12 protein-coding genes and 1 pseudogene are annotated in these 17,516 nt (G+C 45.1%); 6 read left to right on the forward strand and 7 right to left on the reverse strand.

Annotated elements, in window-relative coordinates; genetic code table 11:
- Positions 1-103: 103 nt before the first annotated feature.
- A complete protein-coding gene (gene malQ, locus E4T82_RS06010; protein WP_135181959.1) occupies positions 104-1,648 on the reverse strand; it encodes a 4-alpha-glucanotransferase in 1,545 nt (514 codons plus the stop codon).
- Positions 1,649-1,917: 269 nt separating this feature from the next.
- On the opposite strand from malQ, the gene E4T82_RS06015 reads away from it, so the two are divergent.
- The 6 genes from E4T82_RS06015 to pulA all read left to right on the forward strand — a co-directional run bounded on the left by E4T82_RS06015 (position 1,918) and on the right by pulA (position 9,484).
- Positions 1,918-3,171 carry an extracellular solute-binding protein gene (locus E4T82_RS06015; RefSeq protein WP_135181960.1) on the forward strand — a complete coding sequence of 418 codons (1,254 nt, stop codon included), beginning with the start codon at positions 1,918-1,920 and terminating at the stop codon, positions 3,169-3,171.
- A gap of 193 nt (positions 3,172-3,364) precedes the next feature.
- Positions 3,365-4,657: a carbohydrate ABC transporter permease gene (locus tag E4T82_RS06020; RefSeq protein ID WP_135181961.1), complete on the forward strand. Its 1,293-nt coding sequence runs from the start codon at positions 3,365-3,367 to the stop codon at positions 4,655-4,657.
- A 1-nt stretch (position 4,658) separates the two neighbouring features.
- Complete coding sequence (locus E4T82_RS06025) at positions 4,659-5,501, forward strand: sugar ABC transporter permease (protein ID WP_075105145.1); 843 nt, start codon at positions 4,659-4,661, stop codon at positions 5,499-5,501.
- Between the two features lie 128 nt (positions 5,502-5,629).
- The gene (locus E4T82_RS06030) at positions 5,630-6,424 is read left to right on the forward strand and encodes a hypothetical protein (RefSeq protein ID WP_228065075.1); all 795 of its coding nucleotides are present in this window, start codon (positions 5,630-5,632) and stop codon (positions 6,422-6,424) included.
- A 9-nt stretch (positions 6,425-6,433) separates the two neighbouring features.
- Positions 6,434-7,417: a LacI family DNA-binding transcriptional regulator gene (locus E4T82_RS06035; protein WP_135181962.1), complete on the forward strand. Its 984-nt coding sequence runs from the start codon at positions 6,434-6,436 to the stop codon at positions 7,415-7,417.
- An 18-nt stretch (positions 7,418-7,435) separates the two neighbouring features.
- Positions 7,436-9,484: a type I pullulanase gene (gene pulA, locus E4T82_RS06040; protein WP_135181963.1), complete on the forward strand. Its 2,049-nt coding sequence runs from the start codon at positions 7,436-7,438 to the stop codon at positions 9,482-9,484.
- 67 nt (positions 9,485-9,551) lie between these two features.
- Here the strand turns inward: pulA and nrdI are convergent, their stop codons facing one another.
- The 6 genes and pseudogenes from nrdI to E4T82_RS06070 form a co-directional block, all read right to left on the reverse strand.
- Entirely contained in the window at positions 9,552-10,016 is a 465-nt protein-coding gene (gene nrdI / locus E4T82_RS06045; RefSeq protein WP_135181964.1) for a class Ib ribonucleoside-diphosphate reductase assembly flavoprotein NrdI, read from the reverse strand.
- A gap of 95 nt (positions 10,017-10,111) precedes the next feature.
- Positions 10,112-10,978, reverse strand: a pseudogene (locus E4T82_RS06050) (YitT family protein); the annotation flags it as partial.
- Between the two features lie 61 nt (positions 10,979-11,039).
- Positions 11,040-12,791: an aspartate--tRNA ligase gene (gene aspS, locus E4T82_RS06055; RefSeq protein WP_135181966.1), complete on the reverse strand. Its 1,752-nt coding sequence runs from the start codon at positions 12,789-12,791 to the stop codon at positions 11,040-11,042.
- A gap of 198 nt (positions 12,792-12,989) precedes the next feature.
- Positions 12,990-13,901 carry an aldo/keto reductase gene (locus E4T82_RS06060; protein WP_135181967.1) on the reverse strand — a complete coding sequence of 304 codons (912 nt, stop codon included), beginning with the start codon at positions 13,899-13,901 and terminating at the stop codon, positions 12,990-12,992.
- A 12-nt stretch (positions 13,902-13,913) separates the two neighbouring features.
- On the reverse strand, positions 13,914-14,927 hold the full coding sequence (locus E4T82_RS06065) for a glycosyltransferase family 2 protein (RefSeq protein WP_135181968.1): 1,014 nt from the start codon (positions 14,925-14,927) through the stop codon (positions 13,914-13,916).
- A 69-nt stretch (positions 14,928-14,996) separates the two neighbouring features.
- Complete coding sequence (locus E4T82_RS06070) at positions 14,997-17,396, reverse strand: glycoside hydrolase family 3 C-terminal domain-containing protein (RefSeq protein WP_135181969.1); 2,400 nt, start codon at positions 17,394-17,396, stop codon at positions 14,997-14,999.
- Positions 17,397-17,516 lie beyond the last annotated feature (120 nt).

Consider the following 17,516-nt stretch of genomic DNA (forward strand, 5'->3'; position numbering starts at 1 on the left):
GTATGATTGTTTTGTTACAACCAATTATACTCCTTTATTTTTGGCTTGTCAATCGATTTTTTGAAAAAATATCAAGCGCTCTCTCTGTTTGTTTTCCTGATGTCTACTGTTTCACATTCTGGCGGCGGTAGGTAGTCGTCAAGTCAAGCAGGTTGGTTTCAACTTCTGGGGTTAGTTGGTCGGCTGTCATGCGCCATGTCCAGTTTCCACCTAGTGTATTTGGCAGGTTCATCCGTGCTGAACCATCCAATTCGAGCAAGTCCTGCATGGTCGCAACGGCCATAAAGGCAACTGAACCAAATAGCATACGGAGCATGGCATGGTTGACAGACTCCTCAGGACGACGATTGCTGTAAGCATCTAAATAGGCCTTGGCTTCATCGCTCACTTCCTTTTCATACCAGCCACGAATGGTGCTATTATCATGCGTTCCTGTGTAGGCAACGACATTTCGGCGGTGGTTGTGAGGAATCTCAATACTGTCTCCATAAGGGTCAAAGGCAAATTGCAAGACTTTCATACCCGGGAAGCCTGTCGTTTCGCGCAACTCAATCACCTTGTCAGTCACAGAACCCAAGTCTTCTGCGATGATGTTTAGATCTCCCAAGGCTTCCTTGATGGCTGCAAACAATTCAAAGCCTGGTGCTTCGACACGGTAGCCATTGACAGCCGTTGTCTCTCCTGCTGGAATTTCCCAGAAAGAGGCGAATCCGATAAAGTGGTCAATCCGCACCATATCGTAGAGCTTAAAGCTCTCACGCAAGCGTGCAATCCACCAAGAAAAACCGTCTGCTTTCATGGCATCCCAGTCATAAATTGGATTGCCCCACAATTGACCGATCTCTGAAAAGGCATCTGGCGGGCAACCTGCAACCACGCTTGGCCGTCCCTCTTCATCCGTCTTAAAGAATTGTGGGTTGGCCCACATATCAGACGAATCGGCTGCGATATAAATCGGCATATCCCCAACAATCTCAATGCCACGGTCGTTGGCATAGGTTTTTAGAGCGCGCCATTGACGGAAGAAAAGATACTGGGTCAGGCGGTGGTAGTCAATTTGCTCTGCCAACTGCTCACGATAAGCGGCAAGGGCTGCTGGTTCTCTTCTGCGAATGGCATCGTCTTCCCATTCTGTCCATGCTTTGAGCCCAAAATGTTCCTTAATCGCCATGTATTCCGCAAAATTATCCAACCAAGAAGCCTGTGCTTCTAGGAAGGCCTGATAGTCTGCTGGCAAGCCCTGTGCTTTCATGCGAGCAACAATCTTTTCTAAGACAGGGCGGCGACCATAGAAAATCTTGGCATAATCGACCTCTGTCGGATTCTCTCCAAAATCAATGCCTTCTACTTCATGCGCTTCTAGCCAGCCCTCCTCTATCAATCGATCGAAATCAATAAAATGGGTATTTCCAGCAAAGGCTGAGAAGGACTGATAGGGAGAATCCCCATAACTCGTGGTGCCCAGAGGTAAAATCTGCCAATAACGTTGCTTGGTCCTGACCAAAAAATCCACAAAATCATAGGCCGACTGGCCAAAGGTTCCAATCCCGTATTTTCCTGGTAATGAGGAGACGTGGAGCAAGACTCCGCTTTGCCGTTCTTTCATAATGTTCACTCCTTTTGTAAATGTAGTCCTTGTTCGCCTCATATTCGAGCAAACGTTTGCTTGTTCACCTTGTTCACATTATATAATGTTAGCGCTAACAAATCAAGTCCTATTTGACAAGAATCTATGTTTTTTCTATGTTTTTATGCTGATTGACTAAATATTGGGTAGTGAGAAAATTTTTTAAAAAAATTTCAAACAAAAGACTTGCAAACGCATTCATTTTGCGATATAATAGTTTCGAAAAGCAAACGTTTGCGTTATTCGTAGACGTTTCTCACCATATTATAATTATTCTTGGAGGGGATAATATGAAACACAAATTGATCAAGAGCGTTGCTCTTCTTGCTGCTACAACAAGCGTCCTTGCGGCTTGTTCTTCAAATAAATCAGCTTCTAATGATTCATCTGCTGATGGAAAATCATTGACAGTCTATGTTGACCAAGGATACAAAGAGTACATTGAGTCAGTAGCTAAGAAATTCGAAGAAGACAACGGTGTCAAAGTTACTGTCAAAACAGGTGATGCTCTTGCAGGACTTGATAACCTTTCTCTTGACAACCAATCAGGTTCAGCTCCTGACGTTATGATGGCACCATACGACCGTGTTGGTAGCCTCGGTTCAGAAGGTCAATTGTCAGAAGTCAAACTCGCTGAAACCAGCATGACAGAAGACACAACCAAAGCGTTGGTAACAAACGGTGGAAAAGTCTACGGTTCACCAGCCGTTATTGAAACACTCGTTCTTTACTACAACAAAGACCTCATCAAAGAAGCTCCAAAAACATTTGCTGACCTAGAAGCAATGGCAAAAGACAGCAAATATGCCTTTGAGGGAGAAAACGGTAAGACAAGTGCATTCCTTGCTGACTGGACAAACTTCTACTACACTTACGGACTCCTTGCTGGATACGGCGGTTATGTCTTTGGTGACAATGGTACCAATCCAAAAGACATCGGATTGAACAACGAAGGTGCCGTCAAAGCGATTGAATACGCGAAAACATGGTACGGTCAATGGCCTCAAGGTCTTCAAGACACGTCTGCTGCTGCAAACTTGATTAAGACCCAATTCACTGAAGGTAAAACTGCAGCTATTATCGATGGACCATGGCAAGCAGCTTCTTACAAAGAAGCAAAAGTGAACTACGGTGTCGCAACGATTCCAACTCTTCCAAATGGTAAAGAGTACCAAGCATTCGGTGGTGGTAAAGCATGGGTTATCCCAGTTGGATCACAAAACCCTGACATGGCACAAAAATTTGTAGACCACTTGACAGCAACTGACCAACAAAAAGCCTTGTACGACATGACAAACGAAGTTCCTGCAAATACAGAAGCTCGTGAATATGCAGTCGGCAAAAACGATGAGTTGACAAGTGCCGTTGTTGCCCAATTCGCTGCTGCACAACCACTTCCAAACATCTCTGAAATGAGTACCGTTTGGGAACCAGCTGCAAACATGCTCTTTGAAGCTGCAAGCGGTAAAAAAGATGCTAAAACAGCTGCAAATGATGCTGTGAAATTGATTGAAGATACTATCTCACAAAAATACGGCCAATAAACAGACTGACGGATGAAACGTAAGACAACTCCTACGTCAACCTGTTCAAGTTATAACATGAACGAGGTCGGGAACTTTGATCCCAACCTCTTTTATTCAAATCTTATACTCAAGAAACAGCAGTATCAGACAGCACTATACGTGTTTATCCTGCTGTTTCTAGTGTATCGCTTACTAGAAAGGAAATTTTAGGATGTCCCAACAAAACCCTAGTAAAGCCCTGCTCTTGTCCTTGATTCCAGGTCTTGGACAAATCTATAACAAACAAAAGGCAAAAGGCTTTATTTTCCTCGGTGTAACAATTGCTTTTCTCCTTTACTTAGTCACCATTGCTTCGGGGGAAATTGCCAATCTTATCACACTTGGAAGCCAGCGTGGGCGTGATAATTCCCTCTTTATGCTGATTCGTGGTTCCTTCCACCTCATCATTATTGCGGTATATCTCTTCTTTTATGTCTTGAATTTGAAAGACGCAAAAGATACCGCAAAACGTTGGAATAGCGGCATTCCTGTCACTACAACACTAAAGGGCATGTTTCAAAATATCTATGAGAATGGTTTCCCCTATCTCTTGATTATTCCATCTTATATCGCTATGACCTTTGCGATTATCTTCCCTGTTGTGGTAACGCTCTTGATTGCCTTTACCAACTACGACTTCCAACATTTACCACCAGGTGCCTTGTTGGACTGGGTCGGTCTAGCCAACTTTTCTAATATCTGGCAATTGAGCACCTTCCGCAGTGCCTTTGGTTCTGTCTTGTCATGGACCATTATCTGGGCCCTGTGTGCTTCAACTGCGCAGATTGTCATTGGTATTTTAACCGCGATTGTTGCCAACCAACCTTTCATCAAAGGAAAACGCATCTTCGGTGTGATCTTCCTGCTTCCTTGGGCAGTTCCTGCTTTCGTGACCATCTTGACCTTTAGTAATATGTTCAACGATAGTGTCGGTGCCATCAATACGCAGGTACTCCCATTCTTGAGTAAGTTCTTGCCGTTCATCGACAACTTCCTCATTCCATGGAAAACAGATCCTTTCTGGACAAAAGTCGCTCTGATTATGATGCAGGCTTGGCTTGGTTTCCCTTATATCTACGTATTGACCTTGGGGATTTTGCAATCCATTCCAAACGATTTGTACGAAGCAGCCTATATCGATGGTGCTAGTCCTTGGCAGAAATTCCGCAGCATCACCTTCCCAATGATTTTGGCAGTTGCTGCGCCAACCCTCATCAGTCAGTACACCTTCAACTTCAACAACTTCTCCATCATCTACCTCTTTAACAACGGTGGACCTGGTAGTGTTGGCGGAGGTGCTGGTTCAACCGACATCTTGATTTCATGGATTTATAAATTGACCACAGGAACATCTCCTCAATACTCTATGGCGGCAGCCGTGACCTTGATTATTTCCATGATTGTCATCAGTATCTCCATGATTGCCTTCAAGAAATTAAATGCGTTTGAAATGGAGGATGTATAAGATGAAACTTTCCGTAAAATTTAAACGTCGCCTCAGCCAGACCTTGACCTATCTCTACTTGATTGTCTTGTCTATCGTCATCATCTATCCGCTCTTGATTACCATTACTTCTGCCTTCAAATCAGGGAACGTCGTGGCTTTCAAGTTGGATGGAAATATCAACTTTACCCTCGAGAATTTCAGCAAACTTTTCAGCGAAACCCTCTACGGCACTTGGTACCTCAATACCTTGATTATCGCCCTCTTGACAATGGTGGTCCAAACCAGTATAGTGGTACTAGCAGGATACGCTTACAGCCGTTATAATTTCCTCGCTCGTAAACAAAGTTTGGTCTTCTTCTTGATTATCCAAATGGTGCCGACCATGGCTGCCCTTACAGCTTTCTTCGTGATGGCCTTGATGCTCAATGCGCTCAACCAAAGCTGGTTCCTCATCTTCCTTTATGTCGGTGGAGGAATCCCGATGAACGCTTGGTTGATGAAAGGCTACTTTGATACGGTGCCAATCTCTCTTGATGAATCTGCAAAACTAGACGGTGCTGGACACTTCAGACGTTTCTGGCAAATCGTTCTTCCTCTCGTTCGTCCGATGATTGCGGTACAAGCACTCTGGGCGTTTATGGGACCGTTTGGCGATTACATCTTATCTAAGTTCTTGCTTCGTGAAAAAGAATACTATACTGTTGCCGTTGGTCTACAGACCTTTGTCAGCGATGCGAAAAATTTGAAAATCGCATACTTCGCAGCTGGGGCAATTCTCATTGCTTTGCCAATCTGTACCTTATTCTTCTTCCTCCAAAAGAACTTTGTATCTGGTTTAACGAGTGGTGGTGACAAGGGATAATCTTTTGTCCCACCTTTTCTTGTGGGTACGAAGTGATAGCATGATATTCAAGATTGAAGAAACGACTAGGCACTAGAAACAAACACAAGACGACTGAACGACAGAATAAAAACCGAAGAACGATAGAAATGAGGACACCCATGTTACCTTACCCCTTTTCTTATTTTTCAAGCATTGTCAAACCGCAAAAAATGTTTGCCAATCGGCATTCCATGACCCTCTGGCAACGTCTGTTTACAACGGTCTTTCTGATTGCTCTCTTGGTCATTCCCTCGTCTTTGCAGACCGTGCAATTGCGCACTTACCCGCTAGAGAACTTCATCGATGGGATTTATGCCCCTTTAACGGAGCAGATAGTAGCAGACTTGGCGGAGCACCATCAGTTTGCCGATGGACGATTGACCTACACAGGAGCGGCCCGCTATCCAGACGTAAGGTTCGGAAAAGAAATGCCTCAAGGGGCTGGTTTTACCTATCAATTTGCCACTGACAAGCTGACCATTCGTAAGGGCGACACAACCCTTGTTGAACTGTCCTATCACGGTTTTGAAGCAAGTAGCTTTAGGGATAAACAGGCCTTAACCGCTACGATTTCACAGGCTTGGTATCAGCAGAACCGTCTGCCGATTAGCCTGACCATCACCCTCATTTCCGCTCTTCTCTTGGGGGCAAATCTGCTCTTTATTGTCCTTGGAGCGACCTTCTTTCTGTATCTCACGAAAAAATCAACACTCTTTCATCTCCAGTCGGTCAAAGAGTGTTACAATCTAGTCCTCAACTGTCTCGGTTTGCCAACGATTGTGGCTTGCTTTGTCGGTCTATTTGGCCAAACGGTGACAACGGTGATGACCGTGCAAAATATCTTATTTGTTCTGGTCTTACTGTGGGTCTTTTTCACAACAAAATTTCGGGATTATGCTTAGGAGGTTTGTATGCGTGCTACGATTAAAGATGTTGCAAAACTAGCAGGGGTTTCCCCCTCAACTGTCACTCGTGTGATTCAAAACAGCTCTGCTATTAGCCAAAAGACCAAAGATAGTGTCCGCAAGGCCATGGCAGAACTCAACTACCATCCCAATCTCAATGCCCGTAGCCTGGTCAGCAGTTATACCCAGGTCATCGGCCTCGTTTTACCAGATGATTCAGATATTTTCTATCAAAATCCCTTCTTTCCAACTGCTTTGCGGGGGATCTCGCAGGTGGCAGCTGACCACAATTATGCCATTCAAATCAGCACAGGAAAAGATGAAGAACAGCGGCTGGAAGCCATTTCTCAAATGGTCTATGGCAGACGGGTAGATGGCTTGATTTTCCTCTACTCTAAACCAGATGATCCGCTGGTGCAACTAGCCATTCAACACAAGTTCCCATTTCTCATTTTGGGAAAGGCCGCATCACCTTTTATCTCACTAGTCGATAATGACAATATTCAGGCAGCCTTTGAAGCAACCAGCTACTTCATCCAAAAAGGGTATCAGAATCTCGCTTTTGTAGCCGGAAATAAAGAACTGGTCGTGTCTCAAGACCGCTATAAAGGCTATAAGAAAGCTCTTAAAGCCTACAATATCCCACTTGATGACAGCAAGGTCAAATTTAGCTCTGGTTTCCTCTTAGAAGACAGCAGTTATAAACTCATGAAAAAACTCATGAAGCAAGAACCAGATGCTATTGTCACGACCGATACCATGGTGGCAGAAGGCATTCTGCACTACCTCAATGAAATCAACGTACATCTTCCGATTATTTCCTTTGACTCTGTCAAGCCGAAACTTTCAATCGATGCCTACGTGGATGTTCATGCCATCCAACTAGGGCGTGTCGCCTGCGACACTCTTTTGCAAATTATCAATGATAGCAAGGAAGATAAGCAGATTTGCTATCGCCGTGTGATTCCACACACGATTACTGAACTTTAAGAAAGGAGCCATTGGCTCATGGCCTTACGACAATTTAAAGCCTATCTTGATGATGAGGCAACGATTCGCATTCTTCTTGAAAAACGCTTCGATCATCCAGATATGACCTTTCACATTGCCTCAAGCAATGGCGATGAAGAGCTGGTTATCCACAACCGCACTGAAGAAAATCAGACGGTGACCTACCAACTCGCTAGCCTTCATCCGCTCAGTTTGATAGGCGCTTATACCATTTACGATCAGGACCGAAACAAAACTGAACTAGCCTACGGACAGATTGTCCGCTCAAGCCTCTTTGAGCAGACCTTTACCTACGACGGACAAGACTTAGGCCCCCACTACAGCCCGACTGAAACCCAGTTCAAACTCTGGGCGCCCATTTCAAAAGCAGTCTTTCTGGTCCTTGACAGTACCCCATACGCTATGAAAAAGCAGGAAAAAGGTGTCTGGCAGGTGACGGTAGCGGGTGACTTTGACGGATCTAGCTACCACTACCTCCACAAGGTCAATGGAGAATGGCTCTCGGTCCACGATCCCTATGCCCTGTCCTCAAAAACGAACGCAGGTGACAGCTACGTCATCAATCTAGAAAAGCTCGCAACTCCTCGTCGCGCAAGTACACAGCTCCCACCCGCACAAGCCATCATCTATGAAATGAGTGTCCGTGACTTCTCACAACAAGCCGCTGCGAATTTCCAGCACGCTGGGCAATTCCTTGGCTTGATAGAATCCCCTCAATTAGAAGACATGACCCTCGGCATGGACTACATCAAAGAACTCGGTGTGACCCATATCCAACTCATGCCTCTCTATGATTTCGGTAGTGTTGATGAGAATTATCCACAGGCTGTGTATAACTGGGGCTATGACCCTGTGCAGTACAATGTCCCTGAAGGTTCTTTTGCCAGCAATCCAGACGATCCTTATGCACGGATTTGCGAATTGCAGACTGCTATCCAAGCCTACCATGATGCGGATATTAGCGTGATTATGGACGTTGTCTACAACCACGTCTACCACGCTGAAGAGTACGCCTTTGAGCGCATTGTCCCTGGCTATTTCTATCGTTATCAGGAAAACAGCCTCCGCACAGACGGTACCTTCTGTGGAAATGATGTCGCAAGCGAACGCAGTATGGTCCGCAACTACATCAAGCAATCCCTCCGCCAATGGACCAACCTCTATGGATTTGATGGCTTCCGCTTTGACCTGATGGGGATTCTTGATGTGGAAACCATGAACCAAATTGAAGCAGAGCTTCGTGCACTCCATGAAAATATCTACTTGTACGGTGAGGGCTGGAAGATGGCAACAGGTCTTGAATTTGACCAACTTGCCCACCAATACAATGCTGAAAAACTGCCGACACTAGCCTTTTTCAACGATGACTACCGCGATACCTTTAAGAAAATCCTGCTGAATCCGAAGCGCTTAGTGGACAAACAGCTTCATGAGAAGATTCAACATCTACTAACAGGAAGCCGATTCAGCCACTTCCTCAGTCCAGCCCAGTCTGTCAACTACATTGAATGCCATGACAATGCAACGGCCTTTGATTATTTCCACATCGAAAATCCTGACTGGACACCGCATCAGCAGAAACGCGCAGCCAGCTTTGGGCTCCAGCTGATTCTGATTTCCCAAGGAATGGCCTTTCTCCACAGCGGACAAGAATTTTTCCGCACCAAGGACGAAATCGACAATACCTACAATATCCCAGACAGTATCAATCGCCTCGATTGGACGCGGGCGCTCCGCTACCGTGAGCATGTCCAGTTTATCCGCGAGTTGATTGCCTTCCGTAAGGAACACCCTATATTGAGCCAGAGTGATTATGACGCGATTCAGGAAACGTTTGATTTCTATTGGCTGACAGAGTATGTCCTACGCTATACAATCACCTCCAGAGATGAAAAGATTCAGTTTATCATCAATTTCTCAACTAGTGATTTTACCTATGAAAAAGAAGCGAACCAAACCGTCCGCTTTACCTTCCCACCAATGCTAGAAGACAGCAATCAGATGACGATTGCTGGTCAGAGTATGTGTATTTTAAAAGAGAATTAAAGAAAAAGTTCTAACCAGTTTACACTCAACTGATTAGAACTTTTTTCTTATAGTGAGAGCTCTGTTTCTAGTCAACAAACATTGCCATCAAGTCCATAATCTTTTTCCCAACTCGCTCAACGTCATTATTGAGACCGCGGAGTTCAAAATTATCAAGTACTGGAAAGCTGAAACGTTCTGCGTATTGCTTGGCTGTTAGGCAATATTGGTTGTTGAAATTACGATTGCCAGAACCAACGACACCGAGACACATCTCCACATTGCTGCCATGAGCAATAAAATCTCCCAAAGGAGTTGTCAAAATCTCGACATCGCCATTGTCCACGCCATTGCCACCCTCTAAGTAGGTCGGCAAAAAGGCCACAAAAGGAGCGTCCAGTTCATAAAAAGGAATGTCCTGCTTGACCAAATCCTTGACATGGACCTGCTCCACCTGCAAATCCGACTGAAACTGTAAAAAGGTCGTCAAGCGTTTGACAAAACTCTCGGTATTGCCACTTAGGCTGATATAAACAAGGTATACTTTTTTCATCTCTTCCCCTAACAAAAAAACACAACATATAGATATATAAACCATTATATATCTATATGTTGTGTTTGTCAATCTAATCCTACACGTCAGAGGGGCTATTCATCCGCCTCGACAAATCGTCCGATAATGGTCACATTATCCGCAACAGAGACGAAGGCCGTCTTGTCTGTTTTCTTCATAATGGCCTTTAAATCATTGAACTCAGCCCGTGTAATAATGGTAATCAGGACGGTCTTTTGTTCGTGATTATAGGCTCCTTCTACACCGTTGATGATGGTCACTCCGCGGTGCAATTTCTTTTGAATCATCTTGATGACACGATTGGGATGACTGGTGATAATCATCGCCTGCATACGCTTTTGCTTGACATAAATCACATCCGTCATCTGGCTGCAGACAAAGAGAGCAATCATCGAATAGAGGGCATATTTCCAACCGAAGGTAACACCTGCAACTAGCATAATCAAAACATTGACAATCAAGGAAATACTACCGACCTGACGTCCCGTCTTTTTCCGAATCAAGATACTAACGATGTCCGTACCACCGCTTGACACATTGTTACGAAGGGCAAATCCAATTCCAGTTCCTAGCATCAGGCCCCCAAAAATCGCATTGACCAAGGGGTCTGTCGTCAAGATAATATGGGGCATAAATTGAATAAAGAAAGAGCTGAATGTAACCGTAATAAAGGTGAAAATGGTAAATTTATTACCTATCTTGTACCAGGCGATGATGAGCAAGGGAACGTTCAACCCGTAGTAGACCAGCGCAAGAGGAATTTCAACCCCCCAGTAGGTCACAGAGACCGCAGACACAATCTGCGCAATTCCTGTCACCCCTGAAGAGTAGACATTTCCCGGCTGAAAAAAGAAATTGACGGCTATACTGGATAAAATCCCGTAGATAATAGAGCCTGAGATACGCTCTGCATAGCGCTCTCTTGAAACGCTTGAAATCACAGACCAAAAGCGATTGCGTCTCGCCTTTCTCAGAAATTGAATCCGAAGTTTTCTAAAATACCTATTCATTGGTTGTTTGGATATGAAGTGCTAATTCTTCTAATTGGCTATCAGCTACTGTGCTTGGAGCTTGGGTCATCGGATCACTGGCCTTGTTATTCTTAGGAAAGGCAATGACTTCACGAATGTTGTCCTTACCTGCTAGAAGCATGGCTAAGCGATCCAAGCCAATCGCAAGACCACCATGTGGCGGGAAACCATAGTCCATCGCTTCCAACAGGAAACCGAATTGTTCATGAGCCTGTTCAGCACTAAAACCAAGTGCTTTAAACATGCGCTCTTGCATCTCTTTTTGGTTAATCCGCAGGCTTCCTCCGCCCAACTCGTAACCATTTAAGACGATATCATAAGCAACGGCACGAACACTTGCCAAATCACTCTCTAAATGATGGGCAGACTCTTCTGTCGGAAGTGTAAATGGATGGTGGGCACTCATGAAACGATTTTCTTCTTCTGACCATTCAAACATCGGCCAATCCACAATCCACAAGAAGTTAAACTTGCTTTCATCAATCAAGCCCTGTTCCTTAGCAAGACGAGTCCGAAGTGCTCCGAGTGTATTGTTGGCTACTTCTAGCCCATCAGCGACAAACAAGACCAAATCATTGTCAACCAACTGTAAACGTTCTGTCAACTTATCTGCAATAGTTGTCAAGAACTTGGCGATCGGACCAGCCAACTCTCCATTTGCAACTTTGATCCAAGCTAGACCTTTTGCACCGAATTGTTTGGCATAATCGGTTAATTTATCAATATCTTTACGTGAGTAGCTATCTGCTGCACCTTTAACGACAATAGCTTTGACGGCCACTGCTTCTGAAAAGACTTTGAAGTCAACTTCCTTGACAACTTCTGTCAAGTCTTGTAACAACATTTCAAAACGGGTGTCCGGCTTATCACTACCATAAGCATTCATGGCATGGTCATAACTCATTCTAGGAAATGGCAGACTGACTTCGATTCCCTTAGTTTCTTTCATGACACGCGCAAGCAAACCTTCCACTAGGTCTTGAATTTCTTGTTCAGATAAGAAAGAGGTTTCTAAGTCAACTTGAGTAAACTCAGGTTGACGATCCCCCCGCAGGTCTTCATCGCGGAAGCATTTCACGATTTGATAGTAGCGGTCAAATCCAGCATTCATCAACAATTGCTTGGTAATCTGTGGACTTTGTGGAAGAGCATAAAAATGTCCCTTGTTGATACGACTTGGCACCAAGTAATCACGCGCACCCTCTGGCGTAGACTTGGTCAACATCGGTGTTTCAACATCAATAAACTCCAGTTCGTCCAGATAGTTACGAATGCTGTGCGTTACCGCAGCCCGCAATTTAAAGTTTGCCAACATCTCAGGACGACGCAAGTCCAAATAACGGTAACGAAGACGCGTATCGTCACTTGCTTCAATGCCGTCTTTGATTTCAAACGGTGTTGTTTTAGCTGTATTTAAAATGGTCAAGTTAGACACTTGTAACTCGACATCTCCTGTTGGTAAAGCAAGGTTTGCCTGTTCACGGGCTACAACTTGGCCAGTCACTTCAAGGACAAACTCGCTACGCACCTTTTCAGCTTGTGCCATCACATCACCTGATACCGTCTCAGGATTGATGACCAACTGCATGATTCCTTCGCGATCACGCAAATCAATAAAAATCAAGCCTCCCAAGTCACGACGGCGACCAACCCAACCTTTCAAAGTAATTGCTTGACCGATGTGTTCCTTCCGAACACGTCCGGCATACATCGAACGTTTCATAGTTTCCTCTCTCCCTTAGTCTGGACAACCGAAGTGAACATGACCACCCCTGCACTCCACCTATTCTTGGTTTTATACCTACCTATTCTATCATAAAAGCAGGCAAAGCGGGAACAATTCGAGTAAATTTTCTCGAAAATCCTTGCTAAATAGAAAAGGAGCTAAGAATCTTGGCCTCGCTTCCTTTTTATCACCTTCTTATGGCAGACTATTTCCCGCACTCGTGTAAATCTCGTACCATTCTGGTCGCGTGAGGTTCACTTTTTCTGCTTCTGCAATCTTTGCGAGCCGTTCTGGATTCATCGACCCTACAATGGTCTGAATCTTGGCTGGATGACGCATAATCCACGCAACAATGATTGCTTCACGTGAAACATGGTATTGACTCGCTAAGCGCTCAATAGTCTGATTCAGCAGCGCATAGTTTGGATGATCGACAAAAATTCCTTTTTGCAAATCAATTAAAAATGGCGACCAAGCTTGAATAGTGATGTTTTTCAATCTGCAATAATCTAAGACACTTCCGTCTCGGACTGTTGCAGCTTCTTCTTTCATATTGACATGAAGCCCCGCATCAATCAGCGGTGTATGAGCAGGCGAAAACTGCAACTGATTGACCACCAATGGGGCTGCCAAATAGGACTGCAGCAACTCAATCTGGTAGGCATTTTGATTGCTGACACCAAAATAACGAACCTTACCAGCTTTTTTCAAGTGGGCAAAGGCTTCTGCAACCTCTTCTGGCTCCATTAGGGCATCGGGACGATGCAGGGCTAGCACATCGAGATAATCCGTCTTTAAGCGCGATAAAATCCCATCTACAGAAGCTAGAATATGCTCTTTTGAAAAATCAAAATAGCCCTTGCGAATACCGCACTTGGATTGGATCATCAGATGCTCACGCCCAATTCCTAAGTCCTTGACAGCGGTCGCAAAACGACGTTCTGACTCACCGCCACCATAAATGTCGGCATGGTCAAAAAAAGTAATACCTTGCTCCAAAGCCGTTTTGACAACTGCCTGCGCTTCCTGGTCCTCTAAATGTGCCATGCGCATACAGCCCAAGGCAATCCGTGGTACCTCTAAGCCAGTCGTTCCTAATTCCTGCATGATTGTCTCCTATCAATTAAAACCGTAAATACTCTTTGCAATCTTGTAGACAGCATTTGAAATCTTCCGTCCTGGGTAACCGTATAAGTTGGTCAATTGTCCCAGCAACCCACTACGTACAATCTTGAAGAGGGCTGGATTCTGTTCCTGAATATAGTGCCACAATTCCTGCTTTTTCATCATGTGTTCAGCTGTTCCCCCTCGATTGAGTAGGGCACACGAGATAATCGTTGTAATTTCGACATGGTTGAGCAAATAGCTGCGCAAATCTGGATGATGAATCGCATCCAAGTCCAGACTATCGACCAAGATTCGATTGACCTTAAGCTGCTGGTCAATCCGCTTAATCATGACGGATTCATTGACCGACTGGTCATTTCGCCCGATAAAGTAACGGTAAAAATCAACCGGCAGATAATACATGGTCTCAACTGCTTGGAGTGGTGTAAAGACGAAAATATTGTCCACATAAAAGGTATGCTCTGGTAAGACCAAGCCTACTTCTCTCAATAACTCGGTCCGATAGATGAGCGAGTGCATCATCATGTACTGCCCCTTTGAAAAGGCACCGACATCGTCCCAAGTGAAGACGCGGTCGGTTGGCAGGACATTCTGGTAATTCATGCTTTTTTTCCGAGATTGCCCTTCTTTTTCATAAACGAAATTCGAGATGAAGGCATCGACTGTCTGTCCTTGACTGTCTAAGTTTGCCAAGGTTTCAAGAATTTTGAGATAGGCTCTCGCATCCACCCAGTCGTCACTATCAACCACTTTGAAATAACGCCCCTTAGCTTCTCGAATACCGGTATTGACCGCGCCACCGTGGCCCTTATTTTCCTGATAAATCGCACGGACATTCGCATACTTAGCTGCCAGCTCTTCTGCGATTTCTTGCGTGCGGTCGCTTGAGCCATCATTGATAATCAATATTTCCACCTGATCGCCACCAACGACCAGTGATCCTACACAGTAATGTAGATATTCTTGCGCATTATAGCTAGGAATTGCAATACTTAATAAGGTCATTTCCTACCCCCTATCAACAAATCATCTGCCAGGCGAAACTGGCAGATTTTTTACTATTTTACCACAATTTTAGGAAAGTTGCTTTTGGTAACCTTGTTTGGCACGGAAGGCCTTCCACAATTGGCCGACACCCTTCATAAAATGACCATTGACAATCACCAAGATTGCTGCCACCATCTGCTGGTCAAGCATACCACCTGTCATTTTGGCAAGGGCCCTGAATGGCATATTATAGAGAAAGAGCAGGTTGAGGTCTGGTTTGCCTTTTTGCTCTGCTTTTTTCAGTAAATGATGTAAGAGTTTGTAAACAAGACGGGCTAAGCCACTCTTAGCATACTGCATCTTCGACAGCGGATCATTCAGACGGAGTTCTTGGCCTACCTGCCAGGATTCCACAGGTATTGGTCGACCAAGTAGACGGGCAAATTCCTCATCTGTAACCTGAAGCACCTGCCCAGCTTGATAGCTGTCAAGTCCTGTCAACTCTGGCAAGTGTTCCGTCGTGGCTTCTTGTGTGATTTCTGCAACCAGACGAATATCAGAGACGCTAGTGCCTAGATACAGCTGATAAGTGCCCCCCTCGATTTCAAAAGCATTGGTTGCCGTATTGAAATAGCGGAAGGTCTTATCATCAAAGGAAAGGTTCACCTCTTTTGACTGCCCTGATTCGAGATACACTTTGGCAAAGCCTTTTAATTCTTTTGACGGACGGAAAACATGAGTATCTTCTTTGCCAACATACAACTGCACCACTTCTGCACCCGCACGTTCACCAGTATTGGTCACCGTCATCGAAAGGCCTGTCTCATGAATGCGCAAATCGCCATAGGCAAAGGTCGTATAAGAAAGTCCGTAGCCAAATGGGTATTGGACAGCCGTCTGAGTCGTGTCAAAATAACGATAGCCAACGTACAATCCCTCACGGTAGAGAGCATAGTCCCCCTCGGCAGGGAATTCTTTTGACGATGGCACATCTGCTAAGGTAATCGGATAGGTTTCGCTCAGTTTCCCACTTGGGTTGACAAGACCAGTCAGCGCATCCAGCATGGATCTTGCACCTGCCTCACCTGACAGATAGCCATGCACCACCGCCTTGACGTGCTTCTCCCAACTCATGTCCACAACAGAACCTGCGGATAAAACAACGACAATCTTTTCGTGGATAACCGCCAGTTTTTCAAGAAGGTGGAGTTGGTTTTTCGGCAATTGTAGATGCGTGCGGTCTAGCCCCTCACTCTCACTGATTTCATCCAAGCCCATGTAATATAAGACCGTATCCGCTTGTTGAGCCAAGGCAAGGGCTTCTGTCACCAAGGCTTCATCAGGCTGGTCAATCCGCTGATAGCCCTGCGCATAGCCGACATAGGTCAGAGGATAGTCCTTCATGGCCTCGAGCGTATTGTCAACCTGCCGTGTATTGATTAAGGAAGAACCTGCACCCTGATAACGTGGATTTTTAGCAAATTCACCAATGACGGCTACCGTTTTTTCAGCTTGAAGCGGTAGCACCTGATCCTCGTTTTTCAAGAGGACAATGCTTTCTGTGGCTGCCCGTCTAGCTAGTTGATATTGCTTATTGACATCAATACTGCATTTTTCCTGTACAGCCAAGTCTAAGACGACCTGTAAGAGCTCATCGACACGCTCGTCTAGGACAGTTTCAGACAAGCAACCAGACTGCACCGCATCGATCAATTCCTTTTGTCCTACAGTAGTTGTCCCCGGCATTTCAAGATGACTACCATTTTCAACCCCTAAAACATGGTCATTTGAACCGCCCCAGTCTGACACGACAAAACCTATAAAGCCCCACTCATCCCGCAAGATGTCTCGTAACAAGCGTTTGTCTTCGTTAGCATAGATGCCGTTAATTTTGTTATAGGCAGACATGATGGCCTTCGGATTGCCCTCACGAACAGCGATTTCAAATCCTGTCAGATAGATTTCGCGCAATGTCCGTTCATCCACAATCGAGTCAGAAGCCATACGGCGGAGTTCCTGACTGTTGACTGCGAGATGTTTTGGCGTTGCTGCCACACCTTGGGATTGCAGACCCCGAATCATGGCCGCCGCCATTTTCCCTGCCTGATAGGGGTCTTCTGAGTAATATTCAAAATTGCGCCCACACAAGGGATTGCGCTTGATATTGAGACCAGGTCCCAGTACCACATGCACTCCCAGACTGCTTGCTTCAGCTCCTAGAGCTGCCCCCACTTCCTCAACGAGCGCTGGATCCCAACTGTTGGCAAGAGTGGCTGCTGTCGGAAAACAGGTCGCAGGAACAGAAGCATTCAAGCCTAGATGATCCCCGCTTCCTTCTTGCTTGCGAATCCCATGTGGTCCGTCTGATAAAAAGACGGACGGAATCCCTTTTTCTGGAAAATCCTTGGTTTCCCAGACAGACTTACCCGCCATCAAGGCCGCTTTTTCTTCTAAGGTTAGCTGCTCAATAATCGCACGATGTTTCATACATTTCCCACCTATTTCTATTCTACTAAGCCTATCATATCAAAGAACACCAAGGATTAAAACGCTTTCTTCATAAATTGACAAGTTTATGGCATAATCTGTTGGCATGGAAAGTGAAAT

The sequence above is a fragment of the Streptococcus cuniculi genome (assembly GCF_004570575.1).
Lineage (GTDB): Bacteria > Bacillota > Bacilli > Lactobacillales > Streptococcaceae > Streptococcus > Streptococcus cuniculi_A.

Bases quoted from the DNA above. Each gene is read 5' to 3' on its own strand.
- E4T82_RS06020 (WP_135181961.1), top strand. From the start codon at position 3,365: ATGTCCCAACAAAACCCTAGTAAAGCCCTGCTCTTGTCCTTGATTCCA.
- E4T82_RS06060 (WP_135181967.1), bottom strand. From the start codon at position 13,901: ATGCAGGAATTAGGAACGACTGGCTTAGAGGTACCACGGATTGCCTTG.
- pulA (WP_135181963.1), top strand. From the start codon at position 7,436: ATGGCCTTACGACAATTTAAAGCCTATCTTGATGATGAGGCAACGATT.
- E4T82_RS06070 (WP_135181969.1), bottom strand. From the start codon at position 17,396: ATGAAACATCGTGCGATTATTGAGCAGCTAACCTTAGAAGAAAAAGCG.
- nrdI (WP_135181964.1), bottom strand. From the start codon at position 10,016: ATGAAAAAAGTATACCTTGTTTATATCAGCCTAAGTGGCAATACCGAG.
- E4T82_RS06015 (WP_135181960.1), top strand. From the start codon at position 1,918: ATGAAACACAAATTGATCAAGAGCGTTGCTCTTCTTGCTGCTACAACA.
- E4T82_RS06035 (WP_135181962.1), top strand. From the start codon at position 6,434: ATGCGTGCTACGATTAAAGATGTTGCAAAACTAGCAGGGGTTTCCCCC.
- malQ (WP_135181959.1), bottom strand. From the start codon at position 1,648: ATGAGGCGAACAAGGACTACATTTACAAAAGGAGTGAACATTATGAAA.
- E4T82_RS06030 (WP_228065075.1), top strand. From the start codon at position 5,630: ATGAGGACACCCATGTTACCTTACCCCTTTTCTTATTTTTCAAGCATT.
- aspS (WP_135181966.1), bottom strand. From the start codon at position 12,791: ATGAAACGTTCGATGTATGCCGGACGTGTTCGGAAGGAACACATCGGT.
- E4T82_RS06025 (WP_075105145.1), top strand. From the start codon at position 4,659: ATGAAACTTTCCGTAAAATTTAAACGTCGCCTCAGCCAGACCTTGACC.
- E4T82_RS06065 (WP_135181968.1), bottom strand. From the start codon at position 14,927: ATGACCTTATTAAGTATTGCAATTCCTAGCTATAATGCGCAAGAATAT.